General features: G+C 45.4%; 12 protein-coding genes and 3 rRNA genes. 7 read left to right on the top strand and 8 right to left on the bottom strand.

What is annotated here, in order from left to right; translation table 11 throughout:
* The first annotated feature begins 137 nt into the window (after positions 1 to 137).
* The 7 genes from R8806_RS17245 (at position 138) to R8806_RS17215 (ending at position 5,835) form a co-directional block, all read left to right on the top strand.
* On the top strand, positions 138 to 1,283 hold the full coding sequence (locus tag R8806_RS17245; protein WP_124316026.1) for a COG1470 family protein: 1,146 nt from the start codon (positions 138 to 140) through the stop codon (positions 1,281 to 1,283).
* 3 nt (positions 1,284 to 1,286) lie between these two features.
* Positions 1,287 to 2,027 carry an ABC transporter ATP-binding protein gene (locus R8806_RS17240; RefSeq protein ID WP_124316025.1) on the top strand — a complete coding sequence of 247 codons (741 nt, stop codon included), beginning with the start codon at positions 1,287 to 1,289 and terminating at the stop codon, positions 2,025 to 2,027.
* A complete protein-coding gene (locus tag R8806_RS17235; RefSeq protein ID WP_087422533.1) occupies positions 2,020 to 2,976 on the top strand; it encodes an ABC transporter permease in 957 nt (318 codons plus the stop codon). Before R8806_RS17240 ends, R8806_RS17235 begins: the two co-directional genes overlap by 8 nt.
* A gap of 264 nt (positions 2,977 to 3,240) precedes the next feature.
* Complete coding sequence (locus R8806_RS17230) at positions 3,241 to 3,909, top strand: MotA/TolQ/ExbB proton channel family protein (protein ID WP_124316024.1); 669 nt, start codon at positions 3,241 to 3,243, stop codon at positions 3,907 to 3,909.
* Positions 3,910 to 3,940: 31 nt separating this feature from the next.
* Positions 3,941 to 4,333, top strand: coding sequence for an ExbD/TolR family protein (locus tag R8806_RS17225; protein WP_027201730.1), 393 nt, complete (start codon positions 3,941 to 3,943; stop codon positions 4,331 to 4,333).
* A gap of 195 nt (positions 4,334 to 4,528) precedes the next feature.
* Positions 4,529 to 5,185: a DUF4136 domain-containing protein gene (locus tag R8806_RS17220; protein WP_027201729.1), complete on the top strand. Its 657-nt coding sequence runs from the start codon at positions 4,529 to 4,531 to the stop codon at positions 5,183 to 5,185.
* Between the two features lie 41 nt (positions 5,186 to 5,226).
* A complete protein-coding gene (locus tag R8806_RS17215; protein ID WP_087422527.1) occupies positions 5,227 to 5,835 on the top strand; it encodes an outer membrane beta-barrel protein in 609 nt (202 codons plus the stop codon).
* A gap of 80 nt (positions 5,836 to 5,915) precedes the next feature.
* Here the strand turns inward: R8806_RS17215 and R8806_RS17210 are convergent, their stop codons facing one another.
* The 8 genes from R8806_RS17210 to R8806_RS17175 form a co-directional block, all read right to left on the bottom strand.
* The gene (locus R8806_RS17210) at positions 5,916 to 6,650 is read right to left on the bottom strand and encodes a LytR/AlgR family response regulator transcription factor (protein WP_087422521.1); all 735 of its coding nucleotides are present in this window, start codon (positions 6,648 to 6,650) and stop codon (positions 5,916 to 5,918) included.
* A gap of 153 nt (positions 6,651 to 6,803) precedes the next feature.
* Positions 6,804 to 8,147, bottom strand: a complete 1,344-nt coding sequence (locus R8806_RS17205) for a RagB/SusD family nutrient uptake outer membrane protein (RefSeq protein ID WP_229782950.1) — start codon at positions 8,145 to 8,147, stop codon at positions 6,804 to 6,806.
* A gap of 13 nt (positions 8,148 to 8,160) precedes the next feature.
* The gene (locus R8806_RS17200; protein WP_124316023.1) at positions 8,161 to 11,481 is read right to left on the bottom strand and encodes a SusC/RagA family TonB-linked outer membrane protein; all 3,321 of its coding nucleotides are present in this window, start codon (positions 11,479 to 11,481) and stop codon (positions 8,161 to 8,163) included.
* A 37-nt stretch (positions 11,482 to 11,518) separates the two neighbouring features.
* Positions 11,519 to 14,089, bottom strand: a complete 2,571-nt coding sequence (locus R8806_RS17195) for a zinc-dependent metalloprotease (protein ID WP_124316022.1) — start codon at positions 14,087 to 14,089, stop codon at positions 11,519 to 11,521.
* A gap of 124 nt (positions 14,090 to 14,213) precedes the next feature.
* A complete protein-coding gene (locus tag R8806_RS17190; protein ID WP_151411545.1) occupies positions 14,214 to 15,743 on the bottom strand; it encodes a histidine kinase in 1,530 nt (509 codons plus the stop codon).
* A gap of 94 nt (positions 15,744 to 15,837) precedes the next feature.
* A 5S ribosomal RNA gene (gene rrf / locus R8806_RS17185) occupies positions 15,838 to 15,948 on the bottom strand.
* A 142-nt stretch (positions 15,949 to 16,090) separates the two neighbouring features.
* Positions 16,091 to 18,977: ribosomal RNA gene (locus R8806_RS17180) — 23S ribosomal RNA — on the bottom strand.
* 307 nt (positions 18,978 to 19,284) lie between these two features.
* A 16S ribosomal RNA gene (locus tag R8806_RS17175) occupies positions 19,285 to 20,809 on the bottom strand.
* Together the 16S, 23S and 5S rRNA genes form the textbook arrangement of a ribosomal RNA operon.
* Between the last annotated feature and the right edge of the window lie 686 nt (positions 20,810 to 21,495).

The raw sequence follows: 21,495 nt of genomic DNA, 5'->3' as shown, positions 1-21,495 counted from the left end.
TCCCGTCACTTTACGAACCTTATGAACCAAAATAATTTTTTTTCAAATCTTTTAAAAATAAGTAATACAGATAGTATATATATTTGGAAACGTATTGAAAATCATATCAAAATTATCTAATGAAAATTTTTATGACAATGCGTGCAAATTATTTTAATCTGTTACTGGTACTGCTGATGGGTGTTCTTCCCATACAATTGCAGGCCTCGGAATCCGACAAGAATGTGATTCTGTACACTCCCTACACGAAAATCGCTGTTCCACCGGGAGAATCTGTAAACTACAGTATTGACGTTATCAACAACTACGATGTAGTTAAAAACGTGAACTTATCCGTGAAAGGACTGCCACGAGGCTGGAATTACGAACTAAAGGCCGGCACGTGGACCATCAGTGAACTTGCGGTCCTACCCCACGACAAAAAGAACGTTTCGTTAAAAGTGGACATCCCGCTAAAAGTCAACAAAGGAACTTACCGTTTCACGGTTGTTGCCGAGGGACTTGGAGAACTCCCCATCGCGATCACGGTCTCCAAACAAGGAACCTACCAAACCGATTTTACCACGAATCAACCCAACATGCAAGGGAACTCCAAATCCTCGTTTACCTTCAACGCCACGCTGAAAAACCAAACAGCAGAACAACAGCTCTACGCGCTGATGGCACAAGCTCCCAGAGGCTGGAACGTGGTCTTCAAGGCAAACTACAAGCAAGCCACATCGGCCCAAGTTGAACCGAATGCCACCCAGAACATCACGATTGACATTAACCCTCCGGCCAACGTTGAAGCCGGAAGTTACAAGATTCCGGTACGTGCCACGACAAGCACCACCTCTGCCGAGCTAGACCTGGAAGTCGTGATCACGGGAACCTACCAGATGGAACTGACAACACCCCGTGGCCTGCTCAGCAGCGAGATCACCGCAGGAGATAACAAAAATATAGACTTAATTGTCCGGAATACCGGATCGGCAGAACTAAAAGACATCCAGCTATCTGCCAACAAACCGGTTGACTGGGAAGTAACCTTCGAACCGGCAAAAATCAATCGCTTGAAAGCAGGTGAAACCGCTAACGTCACGGCCACGGTAAAAGCATCCAAAAAAGCTCTTCCGGGAGACTACGTGACTAAAATATCGGCCAAAACTCCGGAAGTAAACTCCTCGGCAGATTTCAGAATCGCAGTGAGAACACCCATGATCTGGGGTTGGATGGGCGTACTGGTCATCCTTGTCGCCTTGGGATGCGTGTACTACCTGTTCCGCAAATATGGAAGGAGGTAAATCATGAGCGAGCCTATCATCGAACTTCATGAACTGACGAAAAAGTACGGGAAATTCACCGCTGTTGACCACATAAATCTCGCCGTCCAAAAAGGGGAAATATTCGGGATTCTCGGCCCGAACGGGGCCGGTAAATCCACGACAATCCTAATGATGCTCGGATTGACGGACCCGACTTCCGGAACGGTACAGGTCTGCGGGATCAATTCAACCCGGAACCCGATACAAGTACGGGAAAAGGTGGGTTACCTGCCGGAAGACGTCGGATTCTATGATGACATGACAGGTATCGAAAACCTGTTATACACGGCCCGCCTGAACCGGATCCCGGAAGCGGATGCAAGAAACAAGGCCGAGGAATTACTCGAACGGGTAGGGCTACCGGTTGACACACAGAAGAAAGCCGGGAAATACTCCCGGGGTATGCGCCAACGTCTCGGACTGGCGGATGTGCTGATCAAGCAACCGGAAGTGATTATCCTTGACGAACCGACATCCGGTATTGACCCAGCAGGGGTTCAGGAATTCATGGATTTGATCCGGCAATTAAGAGAAGAAAACGGGCTGACCGTACTATTCTCTTCCCATCATCTGGATCAAGTTCAGCAAATCTGCGACCGGGTAGGCCTGTTCGGGGGAGGTAAACTCTTGGCAGAGGTCAACGTCAACGAGTTACAAAACGAGGAACACGGGCTCGAAAATATGTATAACCGTTATTTCGGAGGAGGAAAAAGCCATGAATAAAATACAAAGTCCGTTCTGGGTAATTGTCCGTAAAGAAGTGGCCGACCATGTCAGAAGCTGGAAATTCATCATCCTGATAGCCATTATCGCGCTGACTTGCATGGGTTCCCTCTACACGGCATTAACCAATATCGGGGCAGCCATCAAACCCAATGATCCCGACGGTTCATTCTTGTTTTTGAAACTATTCACCGTATCCGACGGCACCCTGCCCTCGTTCGTGATTTTCATTAACTTTCTCGGGCCGTTATTGGGCATCGCGCTCGGGTTTGATGCCATCAATTCCGAACAAAGTAAAGGAACGCTTAGTCGCATCCTGTCCCAACCCATTCACCGGGATTACCTGATCAACGCCAAATTCGTGGGAGCCTTGATCGTCATCGGGAGCATGTTACTAGCCCTTGCACTTCTGGTTATGGGATTCGGGCTAATAGCGATAGGAATACCGCCGACAGCGGAAGAGTTTTTGCGTATTATAGCCTTTGTAGTGGTTAGTATTATTTACGTGGCCTTCTGGCTGAACTTATCCATTTTCTTCTCGATAAAGTTCAAACAGGCCGCCACCTCGGCTTTGGCATGCGTGGCCGTATGGTTATTCTTCAGCGTCTTTTACAACATGATTATCAACTTGGTCGGTAAAGCCATCAGCCCCTCGGCCATGGCTAGCGCCTACCAAGTCATCAGTTACCAGAAATTCATGCTCAACCTATTGCGTTTTGCCCCAAGCATGCTCTTCAACGAGGCAACCACAACACTACTGATGCCCTCGGTTCGTAGCTTGGGTCCCTTGACCATGGAACAGGTTCATGGGGCAATCCCCAGCCCGCTACCACTGGGACAAAGTTTAATGGTTGTCTGGCCACAACTCACGGGACTGATTGCCGCCACCGTCATCTGTTTCGCACTCTCGTATGGTTCTTTCATGAGAAAGGAAATCAGATCCCGATAATGCAAGAGGTGTGTCAAAAGACTTTTGGCACACCTCTAGTTTGTAAAGTTATAAAGTTGAACCTTCGGTTCTAAAAGTTCATAACATCCGTTAACTTTAGCGGTAGCTTTGTCGATGGCAGCCAAAGCTGCCGCTAAACATTGTTCGAAGGCCTCTATTAACTTTACAAACCTTATGAACTTTATAGACTTTACAAACTTTCTCCCCTCTAATTTGTGAATTCATAAAAACCACATTATCTTCGCACGACTATAAAAAACGAGTATGATTAGAACTTTTATACTGGCAGTGCAAACTGCACCCGCGAACAACGCTGGAATGAATCTATGGGATATGGTCGTAATGGGCGGCTGGTTGATGATCCCCATATTTATACTGTCTGTTATCATTATCTACATCGCTTGCGAAAGATTCTGGCTTATCCATAAAACAGGGCTAACGGATGTCCCTTTCATGGAAAAAATACAAGAAACCTTGAAAACCGGAAACACACGTGCTGCGCTCGAAGAATGTGAAAAAGAAGGCTCGCCACTGGCACACACTATCGCCAAGGGAATCAAAATAAGCAACGAAGACCCACAAGAAATTCGTCAGGCCATGGAAGACACGGCCAATTACGAGGTCGCCAACTTGGAACGAGGTCTTCCGACCCTAGCCACTTGTGCCGGAACCGCTCCCATGATCGGATTCTTGGGAACCGTGGTCGGGATGGTACAATCTTTTTACGATATGTCCATGGCCGGAAACAGCATCGACATTGGTCTTCTCTCCCGGGGTATCTACACCGCCATGATCACCACCGTGGCCGGGTTGATCGTCGGAATCATCGGCCAACTGGCCTACAATTTTTTGGTTGCCCGTGTTGACAAAATCGTTTTCCGCATGGAACACTACTCCTCTGAACTTATCGAATACCTCCGTCCCAAAAAATAATTTTCAATTCTCAATTTTCAATTATTTCGTCATGGCCATAAAACGTAAAAGCAAGATCAACCCGAATTTCAACATGTCGTCCATGACCGACATATTCTTCCTATTGTTGCTATTCTTCATGATATCCTCGACGTTGATCAATCCCAACGCATTGAAATTATTATTACCCAAAAGCACGAATCAAACTTCGGACAAACCTGTCACGGTCGTGTCTATCGACAAAAACTACACGTTCTACTTGAACGAAAAAGTAATCCCTTTCTCCATGCTGGAGCGCCGCCTCGTGGAAGAACTACGGGAATTGGAAGATCCGTGTATCTCTCTTCAAGCAGATAAATCTGTTCCCTTGGAACAAATCGTGAAAGTGATGAATATCGCCAAAGATCACAACTACCGCCTTATCCTAAGCACGGAACCCGAATAGCCTCTAAAAATTCATACTACCGGATTAACACAGAACAGGTTCACGAAAAAAAATAATCGTGTAGCTGAAACCTATCGCCCAAGTCGGCGTATAAAACCTCACAAGTGAGCAAAACTTGACATTCATCGCTTGTAATGATTATCTCGTTGTAGATAAATATATTAGCAACAATTGTTAAACTAAAACTAACACAGTATGAAACGTTTATTATTTTTATCATTCATCGGGCTGTTTGCACAGTTTCTGGTATCATGCTATCCCGGAGGCGCTGACAACGTGGAGGAGATGGACGTTGCCATAACGAATTATGACAAAAATGCGGACTTCACCAAGTACACCACATTCTCGCTCCCCGACACTATTGTTTATTTCGTGGCAAAAGGAGAAACTCCGAACCACGAATTCGATGCCCAAATCTTACAACTGGTAAAAGACAATTTTACCCAACTCGGATACTCGTACATCGAACCGACTAGCGAGGAAGATCAACAACCGAGTTTCATTGTCACCGTATCAGCTTTCTCTAACGTGAACTACTATTATGGCTCTGACTACTGGTATAACTACTGGGGTTGGTATCCGGGCTGGAACTGGATCTGGGGTCCGACATGGGGTCCGGGTTGGGGGCCTTCATACCCGTGGTACCCGGTAACAGTATATTCTTACAGAAGCGGTTCCATCGTGATCGACATGATCGCGACCAATCAGGAAGCCAGCTCAACCAAGAAAGTTCCTGTACTCTGGAGCGGCATCGCCGACGGTTTGTTACAAGGATCAAAACAATCTATTATTGACAGAATGGAAACGACGATTGACCAGTGTTTCATCCAGTCACCGTACTTGAAAAAATAGTAGGATAGATCATTAATTGTCAATTTTAAATTTAAATGATTATGAGAAAGTTATTAATTATATCGCTCATACTATTCGGGCTTAGCCCATTAGTAAAAGGACAAATGCTGAACTTAAACTACCAGATGTCTGTTCCACTTGGAAAAATGAATGACTATGCCGGCAAAATGAGTTTCCGAGGTATGGATCTTGAATACCATCATTTCCTAAACGAGAAATTCTCTATCGGGGGTATGATCGGTTGGAACACGTTCTACAAGGACAAAGGTAAATTAACGGGAGACTTCCTGTTCAAAGGTAGCAAAGATATTCACACGATCACCGGTTATCAATACCGCTACATCAACACGGTACCCATCATGGTGATGGGACGTTACTGGCTGACAGATCAAAACACCATGTTCAGACCTTACCTAGGACTCGGATTAGGTACCAGTTGGACAGAACTAAAAACCGATCTGGGACAATTCACTGCCACGAACGCAAGATGGCAATTCGCTTTCGCACCCGAAATAGGTACCATTATCCCCGTCAATGACCAATTTGCATTCAACATCGGGGCTAAATACACCTACGGAACCAAATCCGGGAAAGTGGAAGCCATGCAAAACTTCACGATCAGCGTAGGTATCGTCTTTATGGGAAATTAAACAGGTTAAACAACTAGGTAATCAATAGGGAGACGTGTCAAAAGGAACTTTTGGCACGTCTTTAGTTTATAAGTTTTACTTCATTGATTCAGCCATTGCTTAAACTCTTGAATCCTCTCGGAACTCACGATTGCCTCAATTCCGGCAGGAGGCGCCGGGGTTAACACGATCTTGATTCTACTATTGGAGTATTTCACCATTTCCTTGATCGAATTATAGCTGATAATAAATTTCCTATTGATCTTGAAAAACTGTGCCGGATTCAATTTCGTCTCTATACCACTGATCGTTTGATCCAAAATATAATTTTGCCCGTCACGGGTGAAAAGTACCAGATATTTCCCATCCGCCATGAAATAGGCAACATCCCCCACCGTTACGGATTTCATCTTCGTCCCCACGGTAACCAGAAAACGCTCCTGATACACGGTCAACGATGCCACGGGGAAAGGAGCATTTACCGGGGAAAGCGATTCCAGTTTATTCAATGCTTGCTGTAATTCCTCTTTATCAAAAGGCTTTAATATATAATCAATCCCCTGATATTTGAATGCCTTGAGCGCATATTCATCATAAGCCGTGATAAAAATAACCGGTACCGTGATCTCCACCTGCTCGAAAATATCAAAACTCTGCCCGTCCCCCAGATGAATATCCATGAAAATCACATCGGCCTTATTCTTCTTCAACCATTTCACACTCTCGCTCACCGAATCCAGTTTCGTCAATATCGTGATCTCCGGGGCTACCTCTCCCAACAACCGTTCCAACTCTGCCGCTGCAAGATATTCATCTTCAATTATAATTGCATTCATAGGCTATTTTTATCAATACTTTCTCCGGATTCTTTCATCCATCATTTCAGTATTCACAAAAATAACGAAAATAATTCATGAAACAATAAAAATAGCCGTGGGGAACCACCCCCACGGCCTTCCAACTACTAGATCAACCTAGTAACATACAAATTAGTCTCTTAAATTCGGGTTATTTGTTGTAGCCTCCAACGGGAATGAGATCGTATAACGGGGATCATCTTTCCCCAACGTCTTAGTCTCCGTCTTCCCTTCTTGATTCGTATATGTCTTTACAATCTCAGGACGTGTTGTTCTACGCAAATCATACCACCGATGTCCTTCTAAAGCCAATTCTCGAGCCCTCTCATTTGCTATTTCATTTATTAACTCCTCTTGTCCCATTCCATCAATTTCAGAGGCTTTCCGAGAATAATATGCAGGAGTCAACCTGTTCTTTACTAACTCTTTTAATCGAGTTTTAGCGAGATCCAATTTCCCATTCACATGAGCGGCAGCTTCTGCAGCAATCAAATAAATCTCACCACTACGGAATGTTACTTTCATGTTATCTCCATTACATTTGTTCGGAACAAGATCATCTCCATTCGATGTAAAGTAACGACTTACACGTAAATCTTCCTCCAGATTATATTGATTTTTCAACGCAGGTAAAATATAAGTCTCGGTTGCTAAATCATGGCTAACAACTCTTTCCAATGCCAATATTGCCTCTTTAGAAGACACATCATAAGGAGAAGTCGCTGCAGCATCATTCAAATCCTCCAACTGACACGTTGGTATCAATTCCTCGGCCAAAGCTAAAGCCTTATCCCATTCTGCACGGTACAACCGAACCCGAGCCTCCAAAGCCAAACCTGATTCCTTCGAGAAACGATATTTTACACTTACCGGTTGCTCATCAACTTGTAGTAAACCACGTCCTTCTTCTATATCAGACAAGATTTGCGTGTACACGTCTTCTACCGTTGCCCGAACAAAATCCTGTTCTATATCAATTCTCGTTGATATTGGAATCCCCTTATCGGATGCCGCTGTTGAAGCATTATAGGGAACTGCATACAAATTCAATAATTCAAAATGTGCATAGGCTCGTAATAATAAAGCTTCTGCTTTTATTTGCTCTTTCGTGTCATCATAAGTATCCACCTCCGAACTCATCACATCATCTATCACGCTATTCGTGTAAAAAATGGTATTATACAACGTCACCCAAGGATAAGTTTCCGTCATACTGGGAGAATTATCATTCCAAATAGCAAAATCAACAAACCGATCATATGCACTGTATTCTCCCGTAAAAGGAAATGTTTCATCCGCACGTAAACTCAGCAAATGTTTATAATTAGGAAACTTACTATATGCAGACGTCATCATTGCCCTAAATTCCGTCACTTTTTCCGGGATCACTTTTCCTGTTGGTTCTACATCCAGGTAATTACACGAGGATAGTAGAACGAACGATATGATATAAAATATATTCTTTATTTTCATCATTGTCTAGTTTTAATTAAAATGTAAGATCTATACCACATGAAAATGTTTTCGGTAGAGGCTGAGTATAAATATTCCCCCAAGTTTCCGGATCAAAATACCCTTTATAACTCGTTGCGACCACAAAAGGATTCCGTGCTTCAAAACTAATTCTTGCAGCACCTAAATGTAGCTTCTTTGCAATCTCAGAAGGTAATGTATAACCTAGACGAATACTACTTATTCTCCAATAACTCATATCCTTGAACCAATAATCGTAATTTTTAAACGAGTTACCGGAATCTCCAATATTCATCCACACATAAGCCATCACAGATTCAACATCTTCCATTGATCCACTCACTAGCTTCGGATATTTACCCGAAGGATTAGAAGGAGACCAAATATCTGCAGCTCTTTTAGAATAATTCGATCCTGGCGACATTTCTGCCGGACGATAGAATGGAGTTTCCTGCATAGTCTGTTTTATAATAAAGCTAGAACTAATCGTTAAATCAAAATTTTTATAATAGAAACGATTAATAAAACCTCCCGTAAACTTGGGTTCCGATGTTCCTGCATAAGTATATAGATTACGAATTTCCTCGTTCGTCAGTGTTGATCTCGTTCCATATCCCCACCCGATATCATCAACCAAACCATAGAAATCCACGTATGATACTTTTTCTCCATTCTTCCAGAACATTTGTAACCCATTCTCATCCAATCCTGCCGTGTTCAACTTAAACAAAGCCCCGATAGAATGTCCCTCGATAGATGGAGTCCACGAGTCATCTCTGACATTAATTTTATCCACATTACTTACGTTGTGCGCGATATTAAAATCCATCACCCAACGGAAATCTTTTGTACGAACGTTCACCGTCGACAAAGAGAATTCAAATCCCTTATTCGTAACTTCAGCCCAGTTCACCGTGGAAAATTGGAATCCGTTTTCCTGTGGCAATGATCTCGTTCCAATCAAATCCTCGCTCTTCCGGTAATATCCATCCACGCTGAAAGAAATACGATTATTCAAAACTCCCATATCTAAACCGACATTCCAGTTCTTAGTCTTTTCCCAACGCAAATTCTGATTGGGAGGTGATGTCACATTTATAATAGGTTCATCAACTCCTGGCAATATCGACGTGTTATTCCAAGTACCAACAACATAAGGTGAGGTATTCTTATCTACATTACCCTGCAATCCATAAGAAACACGCAATTTCAAATTTGTCAGCCAATCAGCATTTTGCATGAACTCTTCCCGGTTAATATTCCAAGCGGCAGAAAGCGCCCAAAGAGGAAGATATTTGTATTTCTTCGCAACACCAAACAAATTGGAACCATCAAAACGCATACTTCCGAATACCGTATAACGATTATCGTAAGAATAAGACGCTGTCATATAGTATGAAAGATAACGGTTCTCATTCTCTGTTTTTTGATATTGCTTGAATTTTGCATCATTGGCAGAACTTACACTTTCTGGAATAATTAATGGTTTCGTTGTCAACGCCCTAGAATCAAATCCAAATCCCTTTGTATGTATCTGCGTACTCTTATTCCCACGCATTTCCATTCCGGCCATCACATCTACCGAATGTAGTTCGTTAAAAACTTTATTAAACTCCCCTTGCAGTTTCCACTGGTATTGTGACATCTCATCATCCCAGTTCTGAATTATGCCGCCATCAGGCAAGAAATACTTTTTATTATTATAACTACCATATTCAGTATATTGTCTATATTTTCTAACATAGTACGAATCTTGATCTGCAAACTTCTCCGTTTTTGAATTTTCCAGTTGCATACCAAATTGCGTGGACAAACGTAACCAAGAAACCGGTTTATACTCCAATGTTAACATGGGTTTTATGGCTAAGTTTTTCAAAGAATAATCTGTATTCTTCCTCTCTTCTAAAATATTGAATTGAATATACGCTTCATTTAGTCCATCTATATCCTGATCATATATATAACGTCCATCTTCATCCTTTACATTCAAATAAGGATTCACGGTACGAGAATATTGAGACGGATTCGTGTAAGCATCCAGATCTGTTATATAACTCTTCCTTGTACTTTGAGTTAAAAAGAAAGAAACTCCTAACTTCAAATTATCAAGAAGATCAAAGTCTGTCTTCATGGTTGCATTGAAACGTTCGAAACTAGTTCCTATAGTCGTTCCCTGCTCATTATAATACCCGGCTGAAACATAGTAACGTGCTTTTTCAGATCCTCCCGATAGACTCAGATTATATTGCTGATTCACGGCACTTTGGTATAATAAATCGCCCCAATCACTACCTGTATTTCTCAAATTATTAATCGCCTTCTGAGCATCTAAAGATATTGCATCGAATCCACCTGTTCTAAATACATCCAATTGATCGAATTCACTCAAAATCCTAGCAACGCTACCCTTATCTGTTTTGTAAGTTAAATCCGAAATACCAGCCATTCCTAGCTCGAAGTCAACTTTCTCAGACGCATTCATTAAATTCAATTTCCCTAAATCAGGTTTTGTTGTTATAAACATTGCGGCAGAAGCATTTACCCGCATCTTCCCAGTAGCTCCTTTTTTTGTAGTTACAACAATAACTCCGTTAGCCGCCTTCGCACCATAAATAGCTGTAGCTGCAGCATCTTTCAAAATTGTGATGCTCTCTATATCCGCCGGATTCACTCCTGCAATTGAAGTATTATAAAGATTATCAATATTATCTTTATCACTGAAATTTGCCGGAATATCATTCCCTTCCAAAATCATTCCATCCAACACCCAAAGCGGGTCTGTACTCCCCGTCAAAGAAACCGTACTACGAATACGCATCTTATTCGGGGCTCCCGGGGCTCCATTCGTGGGGATAGATGTCATTCCGGCAACCTGTCCTTCTAACAATTGATCAATACTAGCAACACCGATGCTCTTTATATCATCCATCTTTACGGTCTGAATTGCCGATGTCGATTTACGTTTCTCGATCTGTTGGTAACCCGTCACCACCACCTCGGTCAACTGCTCCTGGTCCGGTTGCAACATAACCTTAAATTCCGTGGTCTTCGTCACGTCCAGTTTCGCATTTTTATAACCGACAAAACTAACCACCACATATTTCACCGCTTTCGGCACTTTCAATTCAAACTTTCCGTCAAAATCAGTAATCGTACCCTTGGGGCCGAGATTCTTAACCTCTGCCGCATCCGGGTCAATCATTACCGTAGCTCCAATCAAAGTCTCGTTCGTCACGGAGTCCATCACAACTCCTTTGATCGTACGATAGTCGCTCTCGCTTTGGGCAAACAGCCAAAGCGGACACAATAACGCAATCAATAATAAACTTTTCTTCATGCTAACTTATTTAATTTGTATGTTATAAGGTGTAAAATCATCTCATATTCAACGCCTCTTTAATCCGGATAATCAAATCCTCGTAATGATTACGAGTTTCTACATTACCTGTGTTTCGTTTATTTTCTGCTAATTTTAAAACTTTCAATAATTCGCCTCTCTTCACCGATACAGCCTCGGAAACTCTACCCATAGAAGAGAAGTGTAAGGTCCTCAATTGAACCTCTTCTCTAGGCTCAATCGTAAATTCGGGGGCTTTAGAGGCAAAACAACACGTGTTTGAATGATGCAACGCTTTCTTGGTCGTTTTCTCCACAGCCCTGTTCGAGCTAACGATGATCGCATCGATAAAATTCTTTTGTGTCATCCGCTCGTAGATAGATAAGTTACGCCCAGCCTTACTGCTGGCAAATATCACGTTATGAATATCCGCGAACATCTCTTCCGGCGTGTAACTCTTCGCCCGACCTAAAGTCGCTTCAGAATCAAACATACGCAACAAACGCTCGTCCTTCAACAGATTATAGAATGTAGCGTACTGTAACTCACGTGCAACCGTGTAAGGAGAATATTCCACGCCCATCTGGATCGGGTAACTCTTCTTCCAGACCTCAGCACCGAACAACCATTCCGGAACGATAAATACCTCTTCAATCAAGTACTTCACGCTCTCTTTCTGAATCTCTTTCGGCACCGGGATATACCGATCCTCCGGACTTCCCTTCACCGGGTTATTAATATAAATACCTCCCACGTTAGCCGTAACATGCCCGGCATACATCTTCCATTGGTTTATCACCGCCATCAATAATTTTCCTGCCTCCGCAAAAGATTCTCCGTCTTCCTCTGTCCAAGCGACAATATTCGGAACAATCCGTTTCAGATTCATAATCCCGTAACGATTGGCTTTCACGATGTCATCTCCAAGGTCTTCATCCTGAGAACGAGGATCGATCGGATCTTTCGGGTCTTGTTGCTCGCCATACCAGTACATCGGGTCACCTTCATGCTCTTGAATCCATTCATTCAATATCGGCAACTCCTCTTGAGGTGTCTCCGTGTCTAGCCAACGATAAGCCCAGTTAATCGCGAACTTGTCATACGTCCCGATTTTAGGAGTAATTTCCTTTACCCCGTCTCCCGGTTGTGCCACGTAGTTAAAACGCGCATAATCCATGATAGAACTTGCCGTTCCACCCATTTTTGCCGTAAAGCTCGGCGATCTCAAAGAATCCACGGGGAAAGCATGAGAAGCACCCATGTTATGCTTCAACCCGAAAGTATGCCCTACCTCGTGAGAAGAAACAAAGCGGATAGCGCTGGCCATATGCTCGTCGCTCAATTTATTTGCACGGGCTCTCGGATCTATCGGTGCTGTCTGTACTCGCATCCAAGTATGCAATAATGACATCACGTTATGCCACCAAACCACGTCAGCCTCGATAATCTCTCCTGAACGGGGATCAACCACGGACGGCCCCATAGCATTAGCCTGCTGGGATGCTGCGTAGGTGATGACCGAATAACGAATGTCGTCTATGTCAAAATCTTCATCACCTTCCGGAGCATCCTTTGCGACAACAGCATTTTTAAAACCTGCCGCCTCAAATGCAGCCTGCCAATCCCGTACTCCTGCTTTAATCTCTTCTCTCCACTGTTTCGGGGTAGAAGGATCTATATAAAACACGATCGGTTTTACAGGCTCTACGACCTCTCCTCTTTTATATTTCTCTATATCTTCCGGTTTTGGTTCCAATCTCCAACGATGAACGAATTCCCGTTTTTCCACTTGCTGTTGCTCGTCTGTAAAATAAATATGCTCCGTGGCAAAAAAACCTACACGGGGGTCGGCGAAACGTGGCTTCATAGGTACCTTAGGTAATAACACCAAATTTGTTGTCGTTTCAACCGTAAGAGGTACCGCCACGCCGCCATCAACCACCTGCGTCGTCATCAACGCCTTTACCACCACATTCTTGGGGAAAACCTTCACGCCCAATATCTTCGACAAGTCCTTCTTTACCGAACCGCCTAAAGAAATCTCATTATATATATCATTAAAACTTTTCTCGCTCCCATCAAAAATCTTGTTCACCTTGATAACCACGGAAGTCGAATCCTTCCCGTAAGCCTCGATCGGGAAATACTCGATCACAGACTCGCGATAATTGGCTTTCACAGACTCACTGATCGCATCTCCCTCGGGTACACTTACCTTTCCATTGTAAGTTGTCACCCACACCTTGTTCATAGATTTATCTTTATAGAAACGCACGAGTTTGTCATTCGACTCCATTCCTCTATTCAAGCCTGCATCATTCAACTCGTAAGGAACTCCCGACACTTTATTAACGATTAGAAGATCACGTCCCATCAACGAATCAGCCACCTCGAAATAGTAATCATTCTCAATCGTTAAAATCTTTACCATACCTTCAGTAATCTTGGCTTTTTTCACCAAATCCCCGTAAGCATCCGGTTTAGACACTTCCGTTGTATCCTTGGCATGTTTTTTCTTTCGTCTTTCCAGAGAATATCCCGGTTCTGACAATAATGATAGGGCAACAAGGGCTATCGCACCTAAAATGAATGTTTTTGTTCTTACCATACTTCTTTTATTCATTAAATCTATCTGGTTAACTGATTCTTTACAATAATAAGACAGATTTCAATCAATAAAAATAAAAGGGGAGTGAAACCCCGAAAAAAAGGAGTGAATCATCGTTTTTTTGTTATAAACGATTTTTCAAAAGAGGTAGTCGACAAACGTAACATCCATTTTCACAATTACATACAAATTTCTCACCAGAATAAAAGTCATAAATGGCCTGAATGCGTTCGAAACCCACGCCCATGGACTCCTCGCTAGATTCTGCACGGGGCTGATAATTATTCTCCACGATTAAATATTCATCCCGATCATAAATTTTAATATGCAAGGGATTTTGCAAAGTCACCTGGTTATGTTTTATAGCGTTCTCTACTAACATCTGTAAACTGATCGAAGGAACCTTTGCTTCCAAACAATCCGGTCTCACATCTATGGACAAATCCAACTGATCCCCAAAACGAATCTTCTGCAAAAAATAATACTGCCGGGTAAACTCGATCTCTTCCTTCACCGTGGACAAGCTTTCGTTTCTTGTCTCCAGCAAATAGCGATACACCTTTGATAACTTCAACACGAATTCCCTCGCCAAAGTCGAATCCGAACCAATTAACACACTCAAGGAATTCAAGGAATTAAACAAAAAATGAGGGTTAATCTGATTTTTTAATTGTTGTAAATGTAGTTCCATTGACTCCTGTTCCAAACTACGCCGCAAACGGTATTCCTTACGCCATTTATGCTGGGCAAAAAGTAACAAAATCGCGAATATAACTACCGTAATCAAGGCAATCATCGCCGTGTAACGATGAAATTCATCCAATATCTCCCGATTTCCATACTGCGGCACGTTAACGGCAATCACCCACTTTTCACTCCCGACAAGTAGGGGATAGTAAATTCGAAGCACCTGTGAAGATAAGAAATTAGAATGAACCATAATTTCCAATTCACTCTGACTTTTTAATACTTCCTTGATAGAATCCAACTCTTCTTTTTGGAAAGGTGAGGTTCCCAATAAATTTTCATCGGGATGCGAAAGTAATATACCCCGTTCATTTACAATAAACACGTAGCTTGACACCTTCCCTGTAACCTCAGCAAAATATGAATGTAAGTCTGTCAACGAGATATCAAATCCAAAAAGAATACGTCGGGTAGCTGTAGGCTCAATAGCCTCGATTGTCGTCCAGTAAGTCTTTCCATCCTCGTGGTACGTACCACTAAAATGGTGATCCGTATGTGAATCCAACAATGTATACATATACTTTAACTCGATCCCGGAAAGTTTCATCTTACGTAACTCGGAACTATTCCGTTCCAATAACCGTAGAGAATCATTGGTGCCCCTGAAAAACCAAGTTCTACTTAATTTCGGGTCCAATTGTTGCATCGTCTTCAAAAGCGAAAATAAATCCTGCTCCCGGTAAGATTCACTTTTCCAAAAAAACTCTCTCGCCAATCGCTGTAATTCTTCGGTTTTCTTAAATTCATATGCAACAGATTCTGCCCGGTATCGACAAGCCTCTCGTGCATTCGCATTATTCATATCGTTCCCCACGTCACTAATCTTTTTCCCTATTAAATAAATAGCGGCAATGAATAAAGCTAACAAGATTAATCCTATCGATATTATACTGGTCCGAATTCTCATGTACACAAAGGTAATGAAACAATTGAAAATTGAAAATTGAAAATGAGACAAAATAAAAAAAGGGCGAGTCACTTGAACTCGCCCTCTCTTCTAAATTCGGCATCGACCTACTCTCCCACCTGTCGGCAGTACCATCGGCGCTAACGGGCTTAACTTCTCTGTTCGGGATGGAAAGAGGTGGATCACCGTCGCTATAGACACCTTTTAATGTTTTCCAGTCACTTCATCGAGCCCTCCGGCCGCTCGTGACAATATCTTTAAAGTTTCTTCATCTCATGCTTTCTATCGACCGTCAATCAACATGATTGACAATCGCTTGGAACGTTAACTGAATCATCTCACCCACCGAACGTCAACTTTCGGGTGATTAGTACCACTCGGCTTTGCCGTCACCGGCTTTACACCTGTGGCCTATCAACGTCGTCGTCTACGACGACCCTGTAAGGAGATCTCATCTCGAGGCAGGCTTCGCGCTTAGATGCTTTCAGCGCTTATCCCGTCCGCGCGTGGCTACCCTGCCGTACGACTGGCGTCATAACAGGTTCACTAGCGGCGCGTCCAACCCGGTCCTCTCGTACTAGAGTCAGGACCTCTCGAATCTCCAGCGCCCACGACAGATAGGGACCGAACTGTCTCACGACGTTCTGAACCCAGCTCGCGTGCCACTTTAATCGGCGAACAGCCGAACCCTTGGGACCTTCTCCAGCCCCAGGATGTGACGAGCCGACATCGAGGTGCCAAACCGCCCCGTCGATATGAGCTCTTGGGGGCGATCAGCCTGTTATCCCCGGAGTACCTTTTATCCTTTGAGCGATGACCCTTCCACGCGGGATCACCGGATCACTATGCCCTGCTTTCGCACCCGATCGACTCGTTGGTCTCCCGGTCAAGCACCCTTGTGCCATTGCACTCTACGGTTGATTACCAACCAACCCGAGGGTACCTTTGGAAGCCTCCGTTACGCTTTTGGAGGCGACCACCCCAGTCAAACTACCCACCACGCGGTGTCCCCATTACAATGGGTTAGATCCCAGACAAGAGAAGGGTCGTATTTCAACGATGGCTCCTCGATTCCTGGCGAAACCGATTCAATGCCTCCGACCTATCCTACACGTCCCGTGCCCGGGAACAACGCGAAGCTGCAGTAAAGGTTCACGGGGTCTTTCCGTCCCGTCGCGGGTACCCGGCATCTTCACCGGAACTACAATTTCACCGAGCTCATGGTCGAGACAGTGCCCAGATCGTTACACCATTCGTGCAGGTCGGAACTTACCCGACAAGGAATTTCGCTACCTTAGGACCGTTATAGTTACGGCCGCCGTTTACCGGGGCTTCAATTCAAACCTTCTCGTTTCCGATGAGCTCTCCTCTTAACCTTCCGGCACCGGGCAGGTGTCAGGCCATATACGTCATCTTTCGATTTGGCATAGCCATGTGTTTTTGGTAAACAGTCGCCTGGGCCATTACTCTGCGGCTCTATCACTAGAGCGTCCTTTATCCCTAAGTTACAGGACTATTTTGCCTAGTTCCTTGACCATGAATCACTCGAGCGCCTTGGTATATTCTACCCGACCACGTGTGTCCGTTTACAGTACGGTTCCTCGTCACTTGAAGTTTAGCGGGTTTTCTAGGGGGTAAATTGCCTGGACGCTATCCACTCGACCGGGGTCTCGTGGTACTATCGGCTCTCGCCTCCGGTGGCGTGCTTGACTACCACCGTCAAAGGGTACGGCCTTCAACGCGCTATTCCGTCAGCGCGCGGTCCATTCATCACCCCGTCACCGCGTCACGGTGACGAGAAGCACGGGAATGTTAACCCGTTTCTCGTCGGCGTCCCCGTTCGGGTTAGCCTTAGAGGCCGGCTGACCCCCGGCTGATTGACATTGCCGGGGAATCCTTGGTCTTGCGGCGTGGGGGGTTCTCGCCCCCATTATCGTTACTTATGCCTACATTTGCTTTTCATGCCGCTCCAGTCACTCTCGCGGGTGACCTTCAAAGCTGGCAGGAATGCTCTCCTACCGGTTAGCTCATCACTAACCCCACGGCTTCGGTTGACAGTTTGATGCCCGTGTATTATCCACGCGGGATCGCTCGACTAGTGAGCTGTTACGCACTCTTTAAATGAATGGCTGCTTCCAAGCCAACATCCTAGCTGTCTCAGCGATCCCACCTCGTTTGATCAACTTAACTGTCCATCCGGGACCTTAGCCGGTGGTCCGGGTTCTTTCCCTCTCGTCCGCGGACCTTAGCACCCGCGGGCTCACTCCATGATTTCGTGTTCCAGCATTCGGAGTTTATCCGGATTTGATAGGCGGTGAAGCCCTCGCGTCCAACCAGTAGCTCTACCTCTGGAACAGAACATCACAGGCTGCACCGAAATGCATTTCGGAGAGTACGAGCTATTTCCCAGTTTGATTGGCCTTTCACCCCTACCCGCGAGTCATCCGAAAACTTTTCAACGTTTACCGGTTCGGTCCTCCATCACGTGTTACCGCGACTTCAACCTGCTCGTGGGTAGATCACAAGGTTTCGCGTCTAGCGCCACCAACTTAACGCCCTGTTAAGGCTCGCTTTCACTTCGGCTAACGGGCCTGAAGCCCTTAACCTCGCTGGTGACGACTAACTCGTAGGCTCATTATGCAAAAGGCACGCCGTCACCGGATTACCCGGCTCCGACCGCTTGTAGGCGCGCGGGTTCAGGGTCTATTTCACCCCCCTGCTCGGGGTACTTTTCACCTTTCCCTCGCGGTACTGGTTCACTATCGGTCTCTCGGGAGTATTTAGCCTTGCCAGGCGGTCCTGGCGAATTCAGGCAGGATTTCTCGTGTCCCGCCCTACTCGGGATACCGCTATCTTCGAAAGAGGTGTCGTGCACGGGGCTGTCACCCTCCACGGCTTACCTTTCCAGGTAATTGCACTTCGTCTTCCGTCGAATGTCGCGGTCCCATGACCCCGCTGTCGCCGAAACGGCAACGGTTTGGGCTCTTCCCCGTTCGCTCGCCACTACTGGGGGAATCACATTTTGTTTTCTTCTCCTGCGGGTAATGAGATGTTTCAGTTCCCCGCGTTCGCTTGCATTACTGCATGACCGTCATCTAGACGGCCGGGTTGCCCCATTCGGAAATCCACGGGTCAAGGGTTACTTGCACCTCGCCGTGGCCTATCGCGGCTTATCGCGTCCTTCATCGCCTCCGAGAGCCTAGGCATCCACCGCGCGCCCTTAATTGTTCACGTTCGTTAGCGTCGTGTTATTAAATAATTTTACCTTGTCCCCTGTATCACTACGGGGACGGCTCTGTGTTATTCTACTACATTTTTACTTCGTGGATCAAATGATCCATTAACGTTCCAGCATGTCAAAGAACTTTACAATTTTAAATTTAGCCATTTTAAATTTTAAATTGAAATCTAGAATCTAAAATCTTTAAATCTAAAATTTAACGCCGGGACCAAGGCAACGAGCCTCGTCTCTAAAGATCCCTCGAGGGAATCCCGTTGATAATGAACTGCCGGTAGCGAGCCACATGAGCTCCTGCTCCAGAAAGGAGGTGTTCCAGCCGCACCTTCCGGTACGGCTACCTTGTTACGACTTAGCCCCAGTTACCGGTATTACCCTAGCCCGTTCCTCGCGGTCACGATCTTCAGGTACTCCCGGCTTCCATGGCTTGACGGGCGGTGTGTACAAGGCCCGGGAACGTATTCACCGCGCCATGGCTGATGCGCGATTACTAGCGAATCCAACTTCGTGGAGTCGGGTTGCAGACTCCAGTCCGAACTACGACCGGCTTTAGAGATTCGCTCCGGGTCACCCCGTGGCTGCCCTCTGTACCGGCCATTGTAACACGTGTGTCGCCCCGGGTGTAAGGGCCGTGCTGATTTGACGTCATCCCCGCCTTCCTCGCACCTTACGGTGGCAGTCTCGACAGAGTGCCCGGCTTGAACCGATGGCAACTGGCGATAGGGGTTGCGCTCGTTATGGGACTTAACCCGACACCTCACGGCACGAGCTGACGACAACCATGCAGCACCTTGTAAATAGCCCCGAAGGGAAGAAGTGTTTCCACCTCATGCAATCTACATTTAAACCCGGGTAAGGTTCCTCGCGTATCATCGAATTAAACCACATGTTCCTCCGCTTGTGCGGGCCCCCGTCAATTCCTTTGAGTTTCATCGTTGCCGACGTACTCCCCAGGTGGCTCACTTAATACTTTCGCTTGAACCCTGGCAGTGTATCGCCAAGATCCAGTGAGCATCGTTTACGGCGTGGACTACCAGGGTATCTAATCCTGTTCGCTACCCACGCTCTCGCGCATCAGCGTCAGATCGAGCCTGGGAAGCTGCCTTCGCTATCGGGGTTCCAAGTGATATCTAAGCATTTCACCGCTACTTCACTTGTTCCGCCTCCCTCGTCTCGTCTCCAGGTCGCCAGTTTCAACGGCGTGCTACAGTTTAGCTGCAGTCTTTTACCGCTGACTTGGCGTCCCGCCTACGCGCCCTTTAAACCCAATAAATCCGGATAACGCTCGCATCCCCCGTATTACCGCGGCTGCTGGCACGGAGTTAGCCGATGCTTATTCGTCAAGTACTGGCAAGAAGGTACACGTACCTTTTATTCTTCCTTGACAAAAGAGGTTTACAGGCCATAGACCATTCTTCCCTCACGCGACTTGGCTGGTTCAGGCTCGCGCCCATTGACCAATATTCCTCACTGCTGCCTCCCGTAGGAGTCTGGACCGTGTCTCAGTTCCAGTGTGGGGGACCTTCCTCTCAGAACCCCTAGACATCGTCGGCTTGGTGGGCCGTTACCCCGCCAACTACCTAATGTCGCGCGTGCCCGTCCCGTACCACCGGAATTTTAAATCCAGAGCCATGCGGCTCTAGAGTCTTATGGGATGTTAGTCCACGTTTCCGCGGGTTATCTCCCGGTACGGGGTTGGTTGCACACGTGTTACTCACCCGTGCGCCGGTCGCCACCAGTGTATTGCTACACCGTGCTGCCCCTCGACTTGCATGTGTTAAGCCTGTCGCTAGCGTTCATCCTGAGCCAGGATCAAACTCTTCATGGTAAAAGTTATTTACAGAAATTTTGTTCTGGCCGGGTCATGTGTTTCATGAATCTCGACTACCGTCGATTTCGATTCACGCTCGCTACGTTTTGTTCATTTCAATATCTTAAAGAACTCTTCTTTTCATCTTGTCGCTTCCGTCATCCCCTCGTGCCCTCCTCTTGAAAGCGGCTGCAAAGGTAAGGCTTGTTTTTCATTCTCCAAATTTTTTTCAAGCTTTTTTTCAAACTTTTTTTCTCGCCCCTCGTTTAACCTCTTTCCCTCGTGCCCTCTCTCTCGAAAGCGGGTGCAAAGATAAGGCAATGATTCCCCCTTTTCCAAATTTTTTCACCATTATTTTTCATCTTTTTTTCAAGCCCCCGACCAATACCGTGACTGGCAAAACGTTAGGAAGAAAAAATTTTACCGGGAAAACGGGAAAGACCACCGGGAAAAGGGAGGGGAAGGCGGCAAGACCGGGAAAAGGGACCACGCTCTCGCCCGGCAAGCACCTTTCATGGACACCCGTGAACGTCTTTGAAACGTCTTTGATTCGAATTTGATACGCCTTTAATCCCTGTCTTCCCCCTGTTTTCAACGGGAAAACAACGGGAATAACAACGTGGCCCTGACGATTCTTACCCGCCGAACGAACGCCCACGAGCGACCTTGTACCGAAGGTGAACCGAAGATGTACCGTGATTGAT

The organism is Butyricimonas faecihominis, from assembly GCF_033096445.1.
GTDB classification, from domain to species: Bacteria; Bacteroidota; Bacteroidia; order Bacteroidales; family Marinifilaceae; genus Butyricimonas; species Butyricimonas faecihominis.
The sequence above is the reverse complement of the archived record's forward strand: the minus strand, read 5'-3'. Positions and strand labels throughout refer to the sequence as shown.